This window comes from Erythrobacter donghaensis (genome assembly GCF_001557325.1).
In the GTDB taxonomy this organism is placed as follows: domain Bacteria; phylum Pseudomonadota; class Alphaproteobacteria; order Sphingomonadales; family Sphingomonadaceae; genus Erythrobacter; species Erythrobacter donghaensis_B.
Genome location: NZ_LSJS01000145.1, coordinates 1 through 16,115 on the forward strand (window position 1 = coordinate 1; position 16,115 = coordinate 16,115).

21 protein-coding genes and 1 pseudogene are annotated in these 16,115 nt (G+C 68.9%); 11 read left to right on the forward strand and 11 right to left on the reverse strand.

Going from position 1 to position 16,115, the window contains the following annotated elements; translation table 11 throughout:
- The coding region (locus AX692_RS07915) for a prolyl oligopeptidase family serine peptidase (RefSeq protein ID WP_073977622.1) at positions 1-1,756 on the forward strand (1,756 nt) is incomplete at its 5' end.
- On the opposite strand, the gene AX692_RS07920 is transcribed toward AX692_RS07915, so the two are convergent.
- The 4 genes from AX692_RS07920 to AX692_RS07935 are packed head-to-tail and all read right to left on the reverse strand — an operon-like array spanning position 1,757 to position 4,526.
- On the reverse strand, positions 1,757-2,128 hold the full coding sequence (locus AX692_RS07920) for an ACT domain-containing protein (protein WP_196490048.1): 372 nt from the start codon (positions 2,126-2,128) through the stop codon (positions 1,757-1,759).
- The gene (gene hslU / locus AX692_RS07925) at positions 2,125-3,423 is read right to left on the reverse strand and encodes an ATP-dependent protease ATPase subunit HslU (protein WP_073975138.1); all 1,299 of its coding nucleotides are present in this window, start codon (positions 3,421-3,423) and stop codon (positions 2,125-2,127) included. The genes AX692_RS07920 and hslU overlap by 4 nt, the downstream gene beginning before the upstream one ends.
- A 26-nt stretch (positions 3,424-3,449) precedes the next feature.
- On the reverse strand, positions 3,450-4,007 hold the full coding sequence (gene hslV / locus AX692_RS07930; protein ID WP_073975137.1) for an ATP-dependent protease subunit HslV: 558 nt from the start codon (positions 4,005-4,007) through the stop codon (positions 3,450-3,452).
- 42 nt (positions 4,008-4,049) lie between these two features.
- A complete protein-coding gene (locus tag AX692_RS07935) occupies positions 4,050-4,526 on the reverse strand; it encodes an outer membrane protein assembly factor BamE (protein ID WP_196490049.1) in 477 nt (158 codons plus the stop codon).
- A 257-nt stretch (positions 4,527-4,783) separates the two neighbouring features.
- Between AX692_RS07935 and AX692_RS07940 the strand changes: the two genes are divergently transcribed.
- From AX692_RS07940 to AX692_RS07950, 3 genes and pseudogenes are all read left to right on the forward strand, one after another.
- Entirely contained in the window at positions 4,784-5,311 is a 528-nt protein-coding gene (locus tag AX692_RS07940) for a ubiquinol-cytochrome C chaperone family protein (RefSeq protein WP_073975135.1), read from the forward strand.
- The gene (locus AX692_RS07945; protein ID WP_081095208.1) at positions 5,308-5,841 is read left to right on the forward strand and encodes a YceD family protein; all 534 of its coding nucleotides are present in this window, start codon (positions 5,308-5,310) and stop codon (positions 5,839-5,841) included. Before AX692_RS07940 ends, AX692_RS07945 begins: the two co-directional genes overlap by 4 nt.
- Before the next feature lie 48 nt (positions 5,842-5,889).
- A pseudogene (locus AX692_RS07950) lies at positions 5,890-6,558 on the forward strand (DUF2490 domain-containing protein).
- Positions 6,559-6,586: 28 nt separating this feature from the next.
- Here the strand turns inward: AX692_RS07950 and ssb are convergent.
- The 3 genes from ssb to AX692_RS07965 all read right to left on the reverse strand — a co-directional run bounded on the left by ssb (position 6,587) and on the right by AX692_RS07965 (position 8,602).
- Positions 6,587-7,117: a single-stranded DNA-binding protein gene (ssb, locus tag AX692_RS07955; protein WP_073975133.1), complete on the reverse strand. Its 531-nt coding sequence runs from the start codon at positions 7,115-7,117 to the stop codon at positions 6,587-6,589.
- Positions 7,118-7,308: 191 nt separating this feature from the next.
- Entirely contained in the window at positions 7,309-7,971 is a 663-nt protein-coding gene (locus AX692_RS07960) for a COQ9 family protein (protein ID WP_073975132.1), read from the reverse strand.
- A gap of 1 nt (position 7,972) precedes the next feature.
- Positions 7,973-8,602, reverse strand: a complete 630-nt coding sequence (locus AX692_RS07965; protein ID WP_230959484.1) for an ankyrin repeat domain-containing protein — start codon at positions 8,600-8,602, stop codon at positions 7,973-7,975.
- A 98-nt stretch (positions 8,603-8,700) separates the two neighbouring features.
- On the opposite strand from AX692_RS07965, the gene AX692_RS07970 reads away from it, so the two are divergent.
- The 7 genes from AX692_RS07970 (at position 8,701) to AX692_RS08000 (ending at position 13,144) form a co-directional block, all read left to right on the forward strand.
- Complete coding sequence (locus tag AX692_RS07970; protein WP_073975130.1) at positions 8,701-9,309, forward strand: SCO family protein; 609 nt, start codon at positions 8,701-8,703, stop codon at positions 9,307-9,309.
- A complete protein-coding gene (locus AX692_RS07975) occupies positions 9,297-9,776 on the forward strand; it encodes a YcgN family cysteine cluster protein (RefSeq protein WP_073975129.1) in 480 nt (159 codons plus the stop codon). The genes AX692_RS07970 and AX692_RS07975 overlap by 13 nt, the downstream gene beginning before the upstream one ends.
- Positions 9,773-10,507 carry a M48 family metallopeptidase gene (locus AX692_RS07980; RefSeq protein WP_073975128.1) on the forward strand — a complete coding sequence of 245 codons (735 nt, stop codon included), beginning with the start codon at positions 9,773-9,775 and terminating at the stop codon, positions 10,505-10,507. Before AX692_RS07975 ends, AX692_RS07980 begins: the two co-directional genes overlap by 4 nt.
- A 57-nt stretch (positions 10,508-10,564) precedes the next feature.
- Positions 10,565-11,029 (forward strand): hypothetical protein, encoded by a 465-nt coding sequence (locus tag AX692_RS07985; protein ID WP_073975852.1) that lies wholly within the window; start codon positions 10,565-10,567, stop codon positions 11,027-11,029.
- Complete coding sequence (gene ribD / locus AX692_RS07990) at positions 11,026-12,009, forward strand: bifunctional diaminohydroxyphosphoribosylaminopyrimidine deaminase/5-amino-6-(5-phosphoribosylamino)uracil reductase RibD (protein WP_330997330.1); 984 nt, start codon at positions 11,026-11,028, stop codon at positions 12,007-12,009. Before AX692_RS07985 ends, ribD begins: the two co-directional genes overlap by 4 nt.
- Before the next feature lie 124 nt (positions 12,010-12,133).
- Positions 12,134-12,757: a riboflavin synthase gene (locus tag AX692_RS07995; RefSeq protein WP_073975850.1), complete on the forward strand. Its 624-nt coding sequence runs from the start codon at positions 12,134-12,136 to the stop codon at positions 12,755-12,757.
- A 90-nt stretch (positions 12,758-12,847) separates the two neighbouring features.
- Positions 12,848-13,144, forward strand: a complete 297-nt coding sequence (locus tag AX692_RS08000) for a hypothetical protein (RefSeq protein ID WP_073975849.1) — start codon at positions 12,848-12,850, stop codon at positions 13,142-13,144.
- Between the two features lie 9 nt (positions 13,145-13,153).
- Here the strand turns inward: AX692_RS08000 and AX692_RS08005 are convergent, their stop codons facing one another.
- From AX692_RS08005 to AX692_RS08020, 4 genes are all read right to left on the reverse strand, one after another.
- Positions 13,154-13,657 carry a DUF421 domain-containing protein gene (locus AX692_RS08005; protein ID WP_073975848.1) on the reverse strand — a complete coding sequence of 168 codons (504 nt, stop codon included), beginning with the start codon at positions 13,655-13,657 and terminating at the stop codon, positions 13,154-13,156.
- A gap of 42 nt (positions 13,658-13,699) precedes the next feature.
- Complete coding sequence (locus AX692_RS08010) at positions 13,700-14,248, reverse strand: GNAT family N-acetyltransferase (RefSeq protein ID WP_073975847.1); 549 nt, start codon at positions 14,246-14,248, stop codon at positions 13,700-13,702.
- A gap of 6 nt (positions 14,249-14,254) precedes the next feature.
- Positions 14,255-15,433, reverse strand: coding sequence for an aromatic amino acid transaminase (locus AX692_RS08015; protein WP_073975854.1), 1,179 nt, complete (start codon positions 15,431-15,433; stop codon positions 14,255-14,257).
- Positions 15,434-15,503: 70 nt separating this feature from the next.
- Positions 15,504-16,115 (reverse strand): DUF1134 domain-containing protein (locus tag AX692_RS08020; protein WP_073977623.1); only part of this gene is annotated, 612 nt, incomplete at its 5' end.

The window sequence follows — 16,115 nt, forward strand, 5'->3', positions numbered from 1 at the left end:
CTTCGCGGGTTGGGACCCCAACACCCGCGCGGTGCTCATCAACACCCGCTTTGCCAACACCTCCCAGCTTCACCGCGTCGCCCAGCCGATGGGTGCGCGCACCCAGCTGAGCTTCGAGGCCGAGACCGTGCGCGGCTCCTACGCTCCGGAGACAGGCGACATCATCGTGGTCTCCAAGGACCGCGGGGGCGACGAGTACTTCCAGCTCCACACCCTCAGGGACGGTCGCCTCACCCTCCTCACCGACGGCGCGAGCCGCAACCAGATCAATGCCTGGAGCCCCGACGGCAGCCTGATCGGCTTCAGCTCGACCCGCCGCAACGGGGTCGATTCCGACCTCTACGTCATGAACCCGCGTGACCCCGCCTCGGCGCGGGTGGTGTGGGAGAGCAAGGGCGGCGGCTGGGCGATCGCGGCCTTTTCGCGCGACAACCGGACGGCCTATGTCGCCGACTACCGCTCGGTCGAGGATGTCGACCTCTACCGCCTTGATCTCGCCACTGGCGCGATGACCCCGATCGGCGATCCCAAGGCCAGGGTCAGCTATTCGGGCCTCGAGGTCGCGAGCGATGGCACCTTGTGGGTCACCACCGACCGCGATTCGGACTTCCAGCGCCTCGGTCGGCTCGATCCCGCCACCGGCGCCTTCACCCCCGTCACCACCGAGCGCTGGGACGTGGATGGCTTCGCCATCTCCGACGACGGCAGGACCATCGCCTACGAGGTCAACGAGGCCGGCTCCGACCGGATGCGCCTGCTCGATGTCGCCACCGGAAAGATCACCCGCGTCGATGCTCTCCCCGCCGGCCAGATCAGCGGCCTCAGCTTCGCGCCGTGGGGCGAGATCGGCTTCTCCTTCTCCAGCGCCAAGAGCGCCTCGGACGTCTGGAGCCTCGACCCAGCGACCATGGAGCTCACCCGCTGGACGCAGTCCGAGACCGGCGGGCTCGACCCGCAGGTCAATGTCGAGCCGCGCATCCTCACCACCAGGAGCTTCGACGGGCTCGAGGTCTCGGGCCTCCTCTACCTCCCCGACCCCGCGAAGTTCCCCGGCAAGCGCCCGCTGATCGTCGACGTCCACGGCGGCCCCGAGGGCCAGAGCACCGCCGGCTTCATGGGCGCGGACAACTACTACCTCAACGAGCTCGGCGTCGGCATCTTCTTCCCCAACGTGCGCGGCTCGACCGGCTACGGCAAGCGCTTCGTCAGCCTCGACAACGGCCCCTTCCGCCGCGAGGATTCGGTCAAGGACATGGCCGCGCTGATCGACGCGGTCGCCGCCGACCCGGCGGTCGATCCGGAGAAGATCGGCCTCACCGGCGGCTCATACGGCGGCTACATGTGCTATGCCGCCGCCGTACAATTGAAGGACAAGCTCACCGCGACCACCTGCATCGTCGCGATCAGCAACTTCGTCTCCTTCCTCGAGAACACCAACCCCTATCGTCAGGACCTGCGCCGGGTCGAATACGGCGACGAGCGCGATCCCAAGCAGCGCGCCAAGCTCATCGAGATCAGCCCGCTCACCCGCGTCGGCGAGATCAGCAAGCCGATGTTCGTCATCACCGGCGCCAACGACCCGCGCGTGCCCAAGTCCGAAGCCGACCAGATGGTCGCCGCGATCCGCGCGAAGGGCGGCGAGGCATGGCACCTCGTGGCGGCGGACGAAGGCCACGGCTTCCGCAAGAAGGCCAATGCCGACTACGCCTTCCTCGCGCAGCTGATGTTCTGGAAGAAGTATCTGCTGGGCGAGTGATCAGAATGCAGCGGCGAGGCGCTGGAGAATTGCCAGCGCCTCGTCAGCCCTTGCCCACGGCACGAAGAGGTGATCGTGGTGGAAGCCCGCGACGACATTGCAGGCAATCCCCCGCTCCGCGAGCGCGCCCGCGACCGCTGCGGTCAGACCGACGCCGTCCAATGCGGAGTGGACCGTCAGGGTAAGCCGCGCGAAATCCCCGGCCGGGTCGGGCACAATCGCGGTCGTGCCCTCGTCCTCGCGGATGACCGCGAAGGAGTCATCCGGGGCCGCGCCATCCACCACCACGAAGGCCCAGCGCCGTGCGTCCAGCAGCGGCGCCATGCCCGCCAGCATCCCCGCAAGGTCGCCGACAGGGCCGCCCGTCGTCACAAGATATACTTCGAAAGGTCGGTGTTCCCCGCCAGCCCCGCCAGCCGCGCTTCGACGTAAGCGGCGTCGATGGTGATCGTCTCGCCCACGTGATCCTCGGCCTCGAAGCTGATCTCCTCAAGCAGCCGTTCCATCACCGTCTGCAAGCGCCGCGCGCCGATGTTCTCGACCGTGGCATTCACCTGAGCGGCGATGCGCGCGATCGCGGGGATCGCGTCGTCGGCGAAATCGAGCGTCACCTTCTCCGTGCCGAGCAGCGCCTTGTATTGCGCAACGAGATTGGCGCGGGTCTCGCCGAGGATGCGCACGAAATCGGCCTCGGTCAGCGCGCGCAACTCGACCCGGATGGGGAGGCGCCCCTGCAATTCGGGCAGCATGTCCGAAGGCTTGGCCACATGGAACGCGCCGGACGCGATGAACAGCACGTGATCGGTCTTCATCGGGCCATACTTGGTCGCGACCGTGGTGCCCTCGATCAGCGGCAGCAGGTCGCGCTGCACGCCTTCGCGGCTCACGCTCCCGCCGCGCACGTCGCTGACCGCGATCTTGTCGATCTCGTCGAGGAACACGATACCGTTGGTCTCGGCGTTCTGGAGCGCGGCGCGGGCCACATCGTCCTGGTCGAGACGCTTGTCGGCCTCCTCGTCGACCAGCTTGTCCCACGCATCGGGCACGCGCAGCTTCTGGCGGCGGGTGTTCTTCCGCCCCAGCGCCTTGCCCATCATGTCGGAGAGGTCGATCATCCCGATCTGCCCGCCCATCTGGCCCATGTCGAAGGGCGCGGCAGGGGTGTCGCGCACCTCGATCTCGACCTCGACATCGTTCATCGCGTTCTGGACGATGCGCTGGCGGAAGCTTTCGCGGGTGGCTTCGGAGGCGTTCTCGCCGACCAGCGCGTTCAGCAGCCGGTCCATCGCGGCCGCGCTCGCCGCCTCGCGGACCTTCTCGCGGCGGCGCTCCTTCTCGAGCCGGATCGCCTCCTCCACCAGGTCGCGGGCGATCTGTTCGACATCGCGCCCGACATAGCCGACCTCGGTGAACTTGGTCGCCTCAACCTTGATGAAGGGGGCTTCCGCGAGCTTGGCCAGCCGCCGACTGATCTCGGTCTTGCCGCAGCCCGTCGGCCCGATCATCAGGATGTTCTTGGGCGTCACCTCGTCGCGCAGATCGGCGCCAAGCCGCTGGCGGCGCCAGCGATTGCGCAGCGCGACCGCGACCGCGCGCTTGGCGTCCTGCTGGCCGATGATGTGCTCGTCCAATGCGGCGACGATCGCCTTGGGGGTGAGGTTGTCCATGGGGTGTCCGGGGAAGAGGGAGGGGTTCAGACGATTTCGACCGTCAGGTTGCCGTTGGTAAAGACGCAGATCTCGGCCGCGACCGCCATCGCCTTTCGTGCGATGGTCTCGGCGTCGCTCTCGTAGTCGGCGATCGCCCGCGCCGCGGCGAGGGCGAAGTTGCCGCCCGATCCGATCGCGGCGATCTCGCCGACGGGCTCGAGCACGTCGCCATTGCCGGTCAGCACCAGCAGCGTGTCCTTGTCGGCGACGATCATCAGCGCCTCGAGATTGCGCAGGTACTTGTCGGTGCGCCAGTCCTTGGCGAGTTCGACCGAGGCGCGCATCAGCTGGCCGGAGTACTGCTCGAGCTTTTTCTCGAGCCGCTCGAAAAGGGTGAAGGCGTCGGCCGTCGCGCCTGCGAAGCCCGCGATCACGCTGCCATCGCCGATCCGGCGCACCTTGCGGGCGTTGGGCTTCATCACGGTGTTGCCCATCGACACCTGCCCGTCCCCTGCAATGACGGTGGTGCCGCCGCGGCGGACGCCAATGATGGTGGTGCCGTGCCATTGCACGAGCCCGTGGGCGTTGGATGTGCTGCTCATGCCCGCCAATATGGCGCGGGTCCGCAGCCGTTCAAGCCAGCCTTACTGCCCGTTGGGCCCGCCGCCCGCGCCGCCGCCGGGCAGGCCGGTCGAGCCGACCTGGCCGATATTGCCGAACAGGTCTTCGAGGAAGCCGCGCTCGCGGCCCAGCGTCGGGGTCTTGTCGCCATTGGGGTCGAGATAGACCACCTGGTCAACCCCGCTGCGCTTCACTTCGCTCACCCGGCCATTGGCATCGAAGGTCACCGCCAGCACCGAATGGTTGCGGATGCGCGGGCGGTTGAAAGGGCGCTGGCCGGTGATCGAGGAGACGTAGTACCAGGTCGGCGTGCCGAACTGGCTGGTGAAGGTCGGTCGCCCGAGCGTGCCTTCGACCGACTGGCGGTTGTCGATCCGCGGCTGGATCAGCGAGGACAGCGTCGCATCCTCGATATAGCCGCGCGATTCGCGGATCGAGGTGCAGCCCGGCAGCAGCGCCGCCGCCAGCAGCACTGCGGCTCCTGCCCTGGCCTTCGTCATCGCGCCTGTCTTCACCATCTGGGCCAAACTCTATCCGTTCCGTCAGTCGCGGCGGGCACCTGCCGCCGATGCGAGGTGCTTTAAGGGGCTAGCGCGGCGCATGCAACGCACCATATGGGAAACCCGTGGGCGGGCGCGCTTGAATGCGGCTTGAACGCATCCGCGCCTCGTGCGTTAGCGTAAGCGTGCGTTGGCGGCGTTTGCCCTGTGCTATCCTGCGTCCGATCCTGCCCGCCCCTGTGAAAGGCCTTGCAAAAATGTCCTTCCTCTCACGCCTGCTCGGCACCGCCCCGGACCCGCGCGAAGGCGTGCGCCCGCTGTGGCACCGCGTGATCGAGCTCGCGCGCGATTCGGTCTATTACACCGATTGCCGGGTGGCGGATTCGATCGCGGGACGGTTCGACATGATCACCGCCGTGCTCAGCACCGTGATGGTGCGGATCGAGGCCTCGGAGCTGCGCGCCGAAAGCGCGCTGCTCGCCGAGCTGTTCGTCGAGGACATGGACGGGCAATTGCGCGAATTCGGCGTCAACGACGTGGTCGTGGGCAAGCGCATCGGCAAGCTGATGAGCGTGCTCGGCGGGCGGCTCGGGGCCTATCGCAGCGCGCTCAACGCGGGCGACCTCGACAAGCTCACCGCCGCCGTGGCGCGCAACGTGACCTTTGCCGAGGGCGCCGACGAAGCCGCGAGCGCGCGCGCCGTGGCCGAGCGGCTGATGAAGCTGTTCGAGCGGCTCGGGCGCTTCTCCGATGCCGAGATGCTGAAAGCGAGCGCGATCTGGTGAGTGGCGCAATTCCCCCTTCCGAACTCTCGCGGATGATCAAGAGCCGGCCACTCGCGGGCGGGCCGGTGGTGATCGAGGCGAGCGCAGAGGAACGCGCCGCGCTGGCCGCGCGCTTCGGCCTCGGCGCGGTGGAAGCCTTGCGCGCCGAGGTGTCGCTCGAACAGCGCCCGCGCGCGATCCGCGCCACCGGGCGCTTGCGCGCGGCGATCCAGCAATCCTGCGCGATCAGCGGCGAGGATTTTCCGGTCGCCATCGACGAGCCCATCGACCTGCGATTCGTCGAAGAAGGGCAGCGCCCGGCGACCGAAGCCGAGGAGATCGAACTCGAGGCCGATGATTGCGACGAGATCGGCTTCTCGGGCGAGATGTTCGATCTCGGCGAAGCAGTGGCGCAGACCCTCGGCCTCGCGATCGACCCCTATGCCGAAGGGCCGAACGCCGACGCCGCGCGCAAAGCTGCAGGGATCGTGCAGGAGGGCGAGCAATTGGGGCCGCTCGCCGATCTGCTGGCCGGTCTGAAAAAGCCCTGAGGGCCGCGCCTCCGCGCCGTTAAGCCGCGCGGGTGCATGAGGAATCCCATGTCCGCCGGCCGCTTCCTGCCCCTCTTCAGCCTCGTGCTGATCCCCTCCCCGCTCGACGCGGCGGAGGAGGACGGCAATGTCTGGCTCGGCCAGTTCGCGACGATCAACGCGGGCGAGGATGTCTATGTCCGGCTCGAGGCGCAGGAGCGCTTCACCAATGATGCCGAGCGGCTGGGGCAATTGCTGCTGCGCTCGCTGGTCGGCTACCGGATCAGCAAGGAGGTCAATATCGGCGCGGGCTATGCCTATGTGCTGACCGATCCGGTCGGCCCGGCGAAGCTCGACGAGCACCGCTTCTACTAGGAGCTCAACATCCGCCTGCTGACCACCGCGGGCGGGACGACGCTCGACAGCCGCACGCGGCTGGAACAGCGCTCCTTCGAGGAGCTGGAGGACACCGCGTGGCGGCTGCGGCAATTCGTGCAGTTGCGCGTGCCGGTGAGCGAGGACAACAAGATCGTCGCCTATACCGAGCCCTTCGTCGAACTGGACGAAGGCCCGGTGCAGCGCGGGGGGCTGTCGGTGTGGCGCAATTTCGTCGGGGTCTCGGTCCCGCTCGCCAAGGGCATGGAGGCGGTGCCGGGCTACCTCAACCAGCGCGTGTGGCGCGACGGGCCGGACCAGATCGACCACACGGCGAACGTGAACCTGTTCGTGACCTTCTGAGGCGCGCGGGCCTCATGAAGCGACCCGATCAGAACGGAATGTCGTCGTCGAGATCGTCGTAACCGCCGCCAGCCGGAGCACCGCCGCCGCCGAAGCCGCCGCCGCCCGAAGAGCCGCCGCCCTGATCCCAGCTGCCACCGCCGCCGCCGTAGCTGCCGCCGCCGGAACGGCCACCACCACCGCCGCCCATGCCGCCACTGCCACCTTGCGCGCCGTCAAGCATGGTCAGCGTGCCGCCGAGGCCCTGGATCACGATCTCGGTGCTGTAGCGATCCTGCCCGTTCTGGTCCTGCCACTTGCGGGTCTGGAGCTTGCCCTCGACGAAGACCTTGCTGCCCTTCTTGAGGTAGCGCTCGACCACGCTGACGAGGCCTTCGGAGAAGATCGCGACGGTGTGCCACTCGGTCTTTTCCTTGCGCTCGCCGGTCTGGCGGTCCTTCCACGTCTCGGACGTGGCGATGCGCAGGTTCGCGACTTTGCCGCCATTGCCAAAGGTGCGGATTTCCGGGTCGGCGCCCAGATTGCCGATCAGCATGACCTTGTTGAGCGAACCCGCCATCGAAATACCCTTCCCGTCAATGTCTTGATCCCCGGCTGCACAGGATGCGCCGCGAATCTGTCTCAGGCAATAGGGAAGCGGCCCGCTCCGCGCGAGCCGTGGCTGAGGGTTAATCCACCAGTTCGGTCGCGCTTGTCGTCGCCTACCGGTTCAGCCCGCGGCTGTGCTTCGCAACCGCTGCTTGAGGCGCGTCACCGCGCCGGGTAGCGCAGCCGGCCGAGGAAGCGCGTCAGGCTCGGCAGCTCGCGGTCGCGCCCGAGGAACTGCGCCTTGACCTTCTCGAAGCGCATCACCCCGTCGATCCGGCGGTCGAGGAAGGCGTAGGTATCAGCCTTGCCCTCGCTGTCGTCGTTCACGAACACCGCCAGCGTCGCCGAGTAGATGCCCGCCAGGATCGCGCGCTTGGTGTAGTGGTTGTAATCGGTCGCGGTGTCGCCCGCGAGCCGCCACATGATGTCCGCCGACTGCCAGCCTAGCTTGAGCGCCTGGGCGACGTTCTGCGGCTGCGCCATCACCGCCAGCGCGCGGCGCACCGCCTCGTCGATATGCGCGACCGCCTCCAGCCGGAAGGCGACCAGCGTGCGGATGCGCTCGCGGATCTTCAGCGTGGCGAGGCGTTCGGCGGGCCATTCCTCGGCCATCGCCTGATCGACCGAAGCGATCCACGCCGCGATCATGTCCATCGGCCTGGCGCCCGGGAAGGCGAGCTTCGCCACGTCGACATCGGCCCCCGCCATCTCGGCGGCGGCGACGAGCGCGGTCTCGTTCCAGCCATCGAAAATGGCCGAGGCGGCGATGTCGGGGGCGAGCGCGATGCGCAGCTCGTCGAGGGTCAGGTCGGAGAAGTCGGTCATGTCAGAAAGAAGGCCCGTAGTCTTTCTTGGTTCCCGCCTGCGCGCGCTTGGTGTCGGCTTCGGCGAAGATCTGCCGGAGGACGTCGTTGCCGGCCTGCAGCTCCATGTAGTTGCGCGCCGAGCGGCCCGAATTGTCGTTGCGATCCGGGTCCGCGCCCTTCTCGAGCAACAGCCGCACCAGCGCGAGGTTACGGGCATGAACCGCAGTGATCAGCGGGGTCTCGCCCGTCTGGTCGGCGATGTCGACGCTTGCCCCGCCCTTGATCAGCGCCGCGACGCCATCGGTGAAGCCCAGGGCGGTCGCCACCTGCAAGGGGGTCGCGCCTTTCTTGTTGCGGATGTTGGGATCGCCGCCGCGCTGGAGCAGGAAGCGCACCCACAACAGGTCCGAGCGCGCGACCGCGATGTGCAGGCCGGTGTCGCCGCTGGTGATGTCGCGGGTGTTGACGATCTGGGTGCCGGGCTTGGAGAGCATGTCGGTCGCCTTGTCGCCGTCGGCCTCCTTGACCGCCTCGAGGAACTGGTAGCCCTCCGACTGGAACTGCGCGGCGACCGGGGATGCCAGCGCGAGCGCAATCGCGCTGGCAATTGCCCCGCGAGCCCCTAACTTGCGCAAAACACCATGAGCCACGGTTTGATCCTTTCGCATTACCTGCCACACCTTGCCGTGTGGGATGGCGCGGGCGGGCCGAGCCGCAGCGCCTTTCTCCAAGAGCCAGTTAGCAGAGCATGAACCGCATCAACAAGTCTTCCGCCGTCGCTTCTGTCGCAATCGCGCTGTCGCTGGCGCTTTCCGCCTGCGGGGGCACGGCAACGCCCGCCGCCGACGCCCCGCTGGCAGGTGCGGCAATCGGCGGGGATTTCGCGCTCCGCAACAGCAAGGGCGAGCCGGTGCGCTGGAGCGATTTCGCGGGCAAGTACCGGGTGGTCTATTTCGGCTACACCTTCTGCCCCGACGTCTGCCCGACCGACATGCAGCGCGTCGCGCAAGGGCTGAAGGCGCTGAAGGCGAGCGATCCCGACAAGGCGGGCAAGATCGTGCCGATCTTCATCACCATCGACCCCGAACGCGACACCCAGGCCGTGGTCGGCGAATTCGCCGCTGCCTTTTCGCCCGACATCGTCGGCCTCACCGGCACGCCGGAACAGATCGCCGCCACCGCCAAGACCTTCAAGGTGTTCTACCAGAAAGGCGAAGCGCAGCCGGGCGGCGGCTATCTCGTCGACCATTCGAACGTCGTCTACCTGTTCGGCCCCGACGGCGCGCCGATCGCCACGCTGCCGACCGACCAGGGCGCCAAGGCGGTCGCGGCGGAACTGGCGCGATGGGTGAACTGAGGGAGCGCTTCTGGGAGCTGCCGCTGGGCGAGCTCACCCGCGCGGAGTGGGAGGCGCTGTGCGACGGCTGCGGGCGCTGCTGCCTGCACAAGCTCGAAGACGAGGACACCGGCGCGGTGGTCGACACCAACATCGCCTGCCGCCTGCTCGACACCCGCACCGCGCAATGCTCGGACTATCGCAACCGCAAGGCCTTCGTCCCCGATTGCCTGCGGCTGACCTTGCGGATCGTCGAACAGGTCAGCTGGCTCCCCCAGACCTGCGCCTACCGCCTGCGCGCCGATGGCCGGCCGCTGCCAGGGTGGCATTACCTCCTCTCGGGCGACCGCGATGCGGTGCGGCGCGCGGGCGTCTCGGTGGTGGGCCGGGTGGTGAGCGAAGTGGATGCCGGGCCGATCGAGCACCACATCACCGAATGGCCCTCAGCCCGCCGGGACTGGGAGAGCGAGCAGGAAGCAGGCGCATGATCGACTGGCTGCGCGGTGCCTCGGCGCGTCATGCGCTCGATCCGGAGATCGACCTCGGCGGGCGGCAGGTCCCGATCGTCCTGAAGCGCATGAAGACCGCGCGGCGGCTGACGCTGCGGCTCGCGCCCGACGGCAGCGAGGTGCGCATCACGCTCCCCGCCTGGGCCGAGGGGCGCGAGGCGATCGCCTTCGCCCATGCCCGCGTCGGCTGGCTTTCCGAGCAGATGGCGCGCCTGCCCAGGCGTGCCGCGCCCGAACCCGGGGGCGAGGTGCTCTACCGCGGGCAGCGCCTGCGACTGGCGTGGGACACGCGCGCGCCGCGCCGCCCGGTGCTGGAGGGCGAAAGCCTGCACATCGGCGGGCCGCAGGCGGGGCTCGAGACGCGGCTGCAGCGCTGGCTCGAGGCCGAGGCGCTGCGCCTCGCCGAGGGCGACATGCGCGACTATTGCGCGGCAGCGGGCCTCGCGCCGGTGCCGACCGGGCTGACGCGGGCGCAGCGGCGCTGGGGATCGTGTTCGGACAAGGCGCGGATCAGGATCAACTGGCGGCTGGTGCAGGCGCCCGACTGGGTGCGCCGCTCGGTGGTGGCGCACGAGGTCGCACATCTCGTCCACTTCGACCACTCCCCAGCCTTCCACGCGCTGCTCGCGCGAATCTTCGAAGGCGAGATCGCCGCGGCCGACCGCTGGCTGAAGGAGCACGGGCGGGGGCTCTACGCGAGCTTCGGATAACGACGCGGGCCGAGCGAGCCCCTTCCCCCTTGCCCCGCCCCACTCTATATTGCCGCCATGCGCATTCTCCCCTCCCGCTTCAACCCGGCCGGCGGCATCGCCGATTTCTGGAACGAAATCCGGCGGCCCCACCCCTATCGCTGGCCGATCCTGCTGGTCTCGATCCTGCCGGCCGCCTTCATGATCTGGTGGGGGCTCAACAGCACCCAATACGGCGAGCCCGAGCGCCCGACGATCGAATACATCACCACGCTCGACCCGGCCCGCTCCGAAGCCGAGATCATGGCCGAGAACCGCGCCAACCAGGAAATCAAGGACCTGCGCGCGGCCGAGGAGGCGCGCATCGCCGAGCAGAAGCGCGCGATCTACAAGGAGCTCGGCCGGGCGGCGGGGATGGATGTCGAGGAAATCGAGCGCAAGGCAGAGGCCGAGCGCGCGGCGGAGAAAGCCGCTGCCGAGAAGCGCCGCGCCGAGGCCGAGGCGGCGGCGAAAGCGAAGCAAGCCGAGAGCGCAGGGCAATAGCCGCAAGCCATCCGCCTTCCGATCACGACTGGATGGCCGCCGCTGCGCGGCTGGCCGGGCGCGCGCGCCCGCTTGCGCGGCCCAACCCCGGCGTCGCGGCGCTGGTGGTCGCCGAGGGCCGCGTGATCGCGCGCGGGTGGACGCAGGCGGGCGGGCGGCCCCATGCCGAGGCGATGGCGCTTGCCGGGCTCTCGCCGGAAGTTCTCTCCCGCGCGGCGCTTTATGTCACGCTCGAGCCCTGCGCCCATGTCTCGGAGCGCGGGCCCGCATGCGCAGACCTGATCTGCGCCGCGCGTCCGGCGCGCGTGGTCATCGGCCAGCGCGACCCCGACCCACGGACCGCCGGACAGGGCATGGCGCGGCTCGCGGCGGCGGGGATCGCGGTCACCTTGCTGAGCGACCCGGCTTCGGCAGAGAGCCTTGCCGGGTTCCTCACCCGCCAGCACCTCGGCCGCCCTTGGGTGACGCTGAAGCTCGCAACCTCGCTCGACGGCTGCATCGCGCTCGCCGATGGCACCAGCCGATGGATCACCGGCGAGGAGGCGCGCGCCCATGTCCACGCCCAGCGCGCCCGGCATGACGCGATCCTGGTCGGCGGCGGGACGTGGCGCGCGGATCATCCCCGGCTCGACGTTCGCCTTCCCGGGCTGGAAGCCCGCTCGCCGCAGCGCGTGGTGCTGACCCGAGGGCCTGCGCCCGAAGGCACCACAGCCCTCCCCGCGCCCGAGGCGATCGCGGGCCTTGAAGGCGTCCAATACCTCTATGTCGAAGGCGGGGCGATGACCGCCGCCACCTTCCTGGCCGCAGACCTCGTCGACGAACTGCACCTCTACACCGCACCGATCCTGATCGGCGAGGGGTTGAGGGCGCTCGGCCCGCTGGGCCTCGCGGGCCTTCCTGAAGCGCATGGCCGCTGGCAGCTCGGCGAACGCCGCCAGCTTGGCAGCGACAGCTTCGCCGCCTATCTGCGGATGAGATGACACACCTTCTTCCCCCCTCCCTCACGGGAGGGGTTGGGGGTGGGTGTTCCACGCCCTATCAGACGCCGAACACCCCCACCCGGCCTCCCCCTCAAGGGGGAGGAGATCAGGAGCCAGCAGAGAAATGTTTACCGGCATCGTCACCGCCATCGGCACCATCGCCGCCGCCGACCAGCGCGGCGACCTGCGGCTGCGCATCAATGCCCCGCTCGATCCGGCGCGGATCGACATCGGCGCTTCGATCGCGTGCTCGGGCGTGTGCCTGACCGTGGTCGAGCGCGGCGGCAGCGCGGGGGACGCTTGGTTCGATGTCGACCTGTCGGGCGAGACCGTCAGCCGCACCGTGCCGGGGATGTGGAAAGCAGGCGCGCGACTCAACATCGAGCCCAGCTTGCGGCTCGGCGACGAGCTCGGCGGGCACATCGTCACCGGCCACGTCGATTCGGTCGGCGAGGTGGTCAAGGTGGCGCGCGAGGGCGACAGCTGGAAGGTCGCGATCCGGGCGCGCGCCGAGATGGCCCCCTTCATCGCCGAGAAGGGCTCGATCACGGTCAACGGCGTGTCGCTCACCGTCAACGACGTGCGCGACCGGCCCGACGGGATGTGCGACTTCCTGCTCAACATCATCCCCCACACCGCCGCGGTGACGACGCTCGGCGATCTGGCCGTGGGCGATGCGGTCAATCTCGAGATCGACGTGCTCGCACGCTACCTCAAGCGGATGCAGAGCCTCGCCGGGCTGCGGTGAGATGCAGCGGGCGGCGCGCGCGCCGATTGCCGTGCATGCGATTCGGGCGCATGATGGCGGGCGTGTTCTTCGGGTCACGGATTGCTGCCGATGAGAATCCTCGCCGCCCTCGTCATGCTGCTGGCGCTGACCGCGACCTATCGGCCGCCGACCCGCGAAGAGGTCGAAAAGGCTGCCAACGGCTTCGTGAAGCAATGCCGTGCCGAGCACCTGCTCGCCGTCACCGTGGAGAGCCCCGAAGTGGTCAGGATCAAGCCCCTGAAAGAGCCCGCCACGCGCACAGAAGCCGATCTGGCGGCGCTGCGGTGCCTCGGGCGGCAGCGTTCGGCGCTGATCGACTTTCGCCCTCTGGCCGACGCGTTGCTCACGATGCGGCCACCCGGCTGACGGCACTCGCTAACGCCGCACCCCCGCCAGCACCGTCAAACCTTGGCCCGCGCCCTTGATGACGCTCAGCGTGCCGTCGGTCTCGAGCACGACGGCGGCGACATCCTCGACCCGGGTGACGCCGGCAGAGCGGATGACCGCAAGGATCTCGTCCTCGGTGACGCGCTCCTGTCGCATCGCGCTGCGGCGGAACTGCCCATCCTCGAACAGCAGCCGCGGCTGGCTGCGCACGAGATCGCGGAACAAGGGCGAGGCAACCGAGAGGCGCGCGACGATCCATTGCAGCAGCGCCAGCATGATGAAGGCGAGCGCGCCTTCCAGGAGGGACACGTCCTTGCTCAGCAGCACCGTCGCCAGAGTCGAGCCAAGCGCGACCGTCACCACCAGATCGAAGGCATTGAGCTTGGCGAGCGAGCGCTTGCCCGCGAGGCGCAGCACCAGCACCAGCGCGGCATAGGCAAGCGCCGTGATCAGTACGACCCTGAGGAGGTCGTAAAGGCTGTCGAAGAACATGGGGGCGCTTACCCGCGACGGGCGGGCAAGGTTCCCTGCGGATCAGCCCGCCAGCGGCCCTTTCGCGAAGCTCGCGCGCGTGATCGCGTAGGTGAGGTGCGGGATGGCCGTGCCGTCGGCCATCACCCGGTCCTCGCGGCGGTCGGTGAGCCTTGCGCCGATGCGCTCCAGCGCGCGGCGCGAGCGGGTGTTGGTCTCGCCCACCAGGAACCGCACTTCGGCGACGCTCGCCAGCGCGTGGGTCAGCATCAGCCGCTTCATCTCGTGATTGTGGACGCCGCCCCAGTGCGAGCGCGCGAGAAACGTCCAGCCGATCTCGACCGAGCCGCCATCTGCCTCATCCAGCCCCTCGAAGCGCGAGGAGCCGATCACCGCCCCGGTCTGCGCATCGCGCGCCAGCAGCGCGCCCTGGTTCGCCAGCGCGTCTTCGAAGAAGGCGTGGAACACCGGCTCGCGCCAGCGGTCGTGCGCGGGGTGCTGTTCCCAGATCAGCGGGTCGGACGCGACCGCGAAGAGCGCGTCCCAATCCTCCGGGCGCAGCGGGCGCAGGCGCACATGCTCGCCCTCCAGCACGGGCTGGCGGTCGAGCATCGGCGCTTACCCCGCCACCGCCGCCAGCGCGGCGATGAACTTGGGGAGGTTCCCCGGCGTGAGCCCGGCGATGTTGATGCGGCCCGATGCAGCCATGTAGATGCCGTGTTCCTCGCGCAGGGTGGCGACCTCTTCCTTGGTGATCGGCAGCATCGAGAACAGCCCGTTCTGGTGCCCGAGGGGCGTGAGATCCACGCGCCCCGCACTGCCCGCGGCAGCGAGCGCATCGCGCACCTGGCGCATGCGCGCACGCATCGTGTCGAGCTCGGCGAGCCACTGCGCGGTCATCTGATCGTCGCGCAGGATGATCCGCACTGCCGCACCGCCGTGATCGGGCGGCATCGACCACGCCGCGCGCGCCAGCGCATTGGCGTTGGAGAAGGCCGTATCGAGCGCTCCGGCCTCGGCAGCCATCACGTAAAACGCGCCGACGCGGTCGCGGTACTGGCCGAAGTTCTTGTCGCAGGAATAGGCGACGAAGGCCTCGGGCACCTTCGCGAGCAGGGCGCGCATCCCTGCAGCGTCCTCCTCCATGCCGTGGCCGAGGCCCTGATAGGCGGCATCGATGATCGGGAAGGTGCCGCTGGCGGCGAAGGCCTCGGCGATCGCGCTCCACTGCTCGGCGGTGTAGTCGATCCCCGTGGGATTGTGGCAGCAGGCGTGAAGCAGCACAGCCTCGTCGCTCGCGGCGCCATTGATGGCGGCGAGCACAGCATCGAGGTTGGCCGTGCCATCGGCCTGCGCGTGGTCGAAGGGGGCAAGCTCCATGCCGAGATCGGCGAGGATCTGGGCGTGGTTGGGCCAGCTCGGCACGCCCATGTGGACGCGCTTCACCCCGGCCTTCTGCGCAAGGCCGAGCGCGAGGCGCACCGCGCCGGTGCCGCCCGGGGTCTGCATCCCCTGGATGCGGCCGCCCATCGTCGGGTCGCCCGCGCCGAAGATGTAGGGCATCAGCGCGGCGACGAAGCCCATGTCGCCCTCGGGGCCGAGGTAGGACTTACTCTCCTGACTATCGACCAGCGCCTGCTCGGCCGCCTTGATCGCGGCGAACACCGGGGTCGCGCCGTCTTCCGTCCGGTAGACACCGACCCCGAGGTCGATCTTGTCCGCGCGCGGGTCGGCGGCGTGGAGGCGGATCAGGGCGAGCAGGGCGTCGGGCGCCTGGGGGCTGAGTCGGTCGAGCATGTCGCGGCGCATGGCCCCGGCGGACGCTTATCGCAACCGGCTTTTCGTATGCAGCGGCTAAATCACGCGCTCAGAAGGGCACCCACTTCTGTTCCTTGGAGAACTTCATGTAGCCCGCATTGACCCCGAGCCTGAGGCCCGCGCCGACCCGGATCGGGATCAGCACCACATCGCCGCGCCGCAGATAGCTCGCGGTCAGGCCGCCGACGAAATAGGCCTGCCCCTCGCCCGAGGGGAAGCGCTTGAACAGGTCCTCGGTGTCGAACAGGTTGTAGACCAGCACGAAGGTGTTGCCCGCATTCGCGCCCGCATCGAAGCCGATCGAGGGCCCGGTCCAGTAGACCTTCCGCTCCCCTTCGACCTTGTGGTGGAGCGTGCCCGAACCGTAGCGCGCCCCGACGATGAACGCGCCGCCCGCCTCGCGCCCGACGATGTAGCCGTTGGGCCGGCCCTGCTTCTTGAGCATGTCCTCGATCAGCTTGGCGAGGCCTTCGGCGCCCTTGCCGAACACGCCTTCGGCGGCACCGATGAGGTCGTCCTCGCCATAGGTATCGGAGGTGACGGCGGGGACAGTGTCGGTCGCGGGCGGCAGGGTGTCCTGCGGCGGGAGCGGGGCGGCGTCCGACGCTGCGGGCGGCGCAGCATAGTCCCCGAAGGTCGCATCGACGCTCGGATCGGCGGG

Excerpts from the sequence above, each read along its gene's own strand:
- hslU (WP_073975138.1), bottom strand. The coding sequence starts at position 3,423 with ATGGACAACCTCACCCCCAAGGCGATCGTCGCCGCATTGGACGAGCAC.
- AX692_RS08010 (WP_073975847.1), bottom strand. The coding sequence starts at position 14,248 with ATGCTCGACCGCCAGCCCGTGCTGGAGGGCGAGCATGTGCGCCTGCGC.
- AX692_RS08015 (WP_073975854.1), bottom strand. The coding sequence starts at position 15,433 with ATGCTCGACCGACTCAGCCCCCAGGCGCCCGACGCCCTGCTCGCCCTG.
- AX692_RS07985 (WP_073975852.1), top strand. The coding sequence starts at position 10,565 with ATGCGCATTCTCCCCTCCCGCTTCAACCCGGCCGGCGGCATCGCCGAT.
- ssb (WP_073975133.1), bottom strand. The coding sequence starts at position 7,117 with ATGGCGGGTTCGCTCAACAAGGTCATGCTGATCGGCAATCTGGGCGCC.
- AX692_RS07935 (WP_196490049.1), bottom strand. The coding sequence starts at position 4,526 with ATGACGAAGGCCAGGGCAGGAGCCGCAGTGCTGCTGGCGGCGGCGCTG.
- AX692_RS07975 (WP_073975129.1), top strand. The coding sequence starts at position 9,297 with ATGGGTGAACTGAGGGAGCGCTTCTGGGAGCTGCCGCTGGGCGAGCTC.
- AX692_RS07980 (WP_073975128.1), top strand. The coding sequence starts at position 9,773 with ATGATCGACTGGCTGCGCGGTGCCTCGGCGCGTCATGCGCTCGATCCG.
- AX692_RS07995 (WP_073975850.1), top strand. The coding sequence starts at position 12,134 with ATGTTTACCGGCATCGTCACCGCCATCGGCACCATCGCCGCCGCCGAC.
- AX692_RS08000 (WP_073975849.1), top strand. The coding sequence starts at position 12,848 with ATGAGAATCCTCGCCGCCCTCGTCATGCTGCTGGCGCTGACCGCGACC.
- AX692_RS08005 (WP_073975848.1), bottom strand. The coding sequence starts at position 13,657 with ATGTTCTTCGACAGCCTTTACGACCTCCTCAGGGTCGTACTGATCACG.
- hslV (WP_073975137.1), bottom strand. The coding sequence starts at position 4,007 with ATGAGCAGCACATCCAACGCCCACGGGCTCGTGCAATGGCACGGCACC.
- AX692_RS07970 (WP_073975130.1), top strand. The coding sequence starts at position 8,701 with ATGAACCGCATCAACAAGTCTTCCGCCGTCGCTTCTGTCGCAATCGCG.
- AX692_RS07940 (WP_073975135.1), top strand. The coding sequence starts at position 4,784 with ATGTCCTTCCTCTCACGCCTGCTCGGCACCGCCCCGGACCCGCGCGAA.
- AX692_RS07960 (WP_073975132.1), bottom strand. The coding sequence starts at position 7,971 with ATGACCGACTTCTCCGACCTGACCCTCGACGAGCTGCGCATCGCGCTC.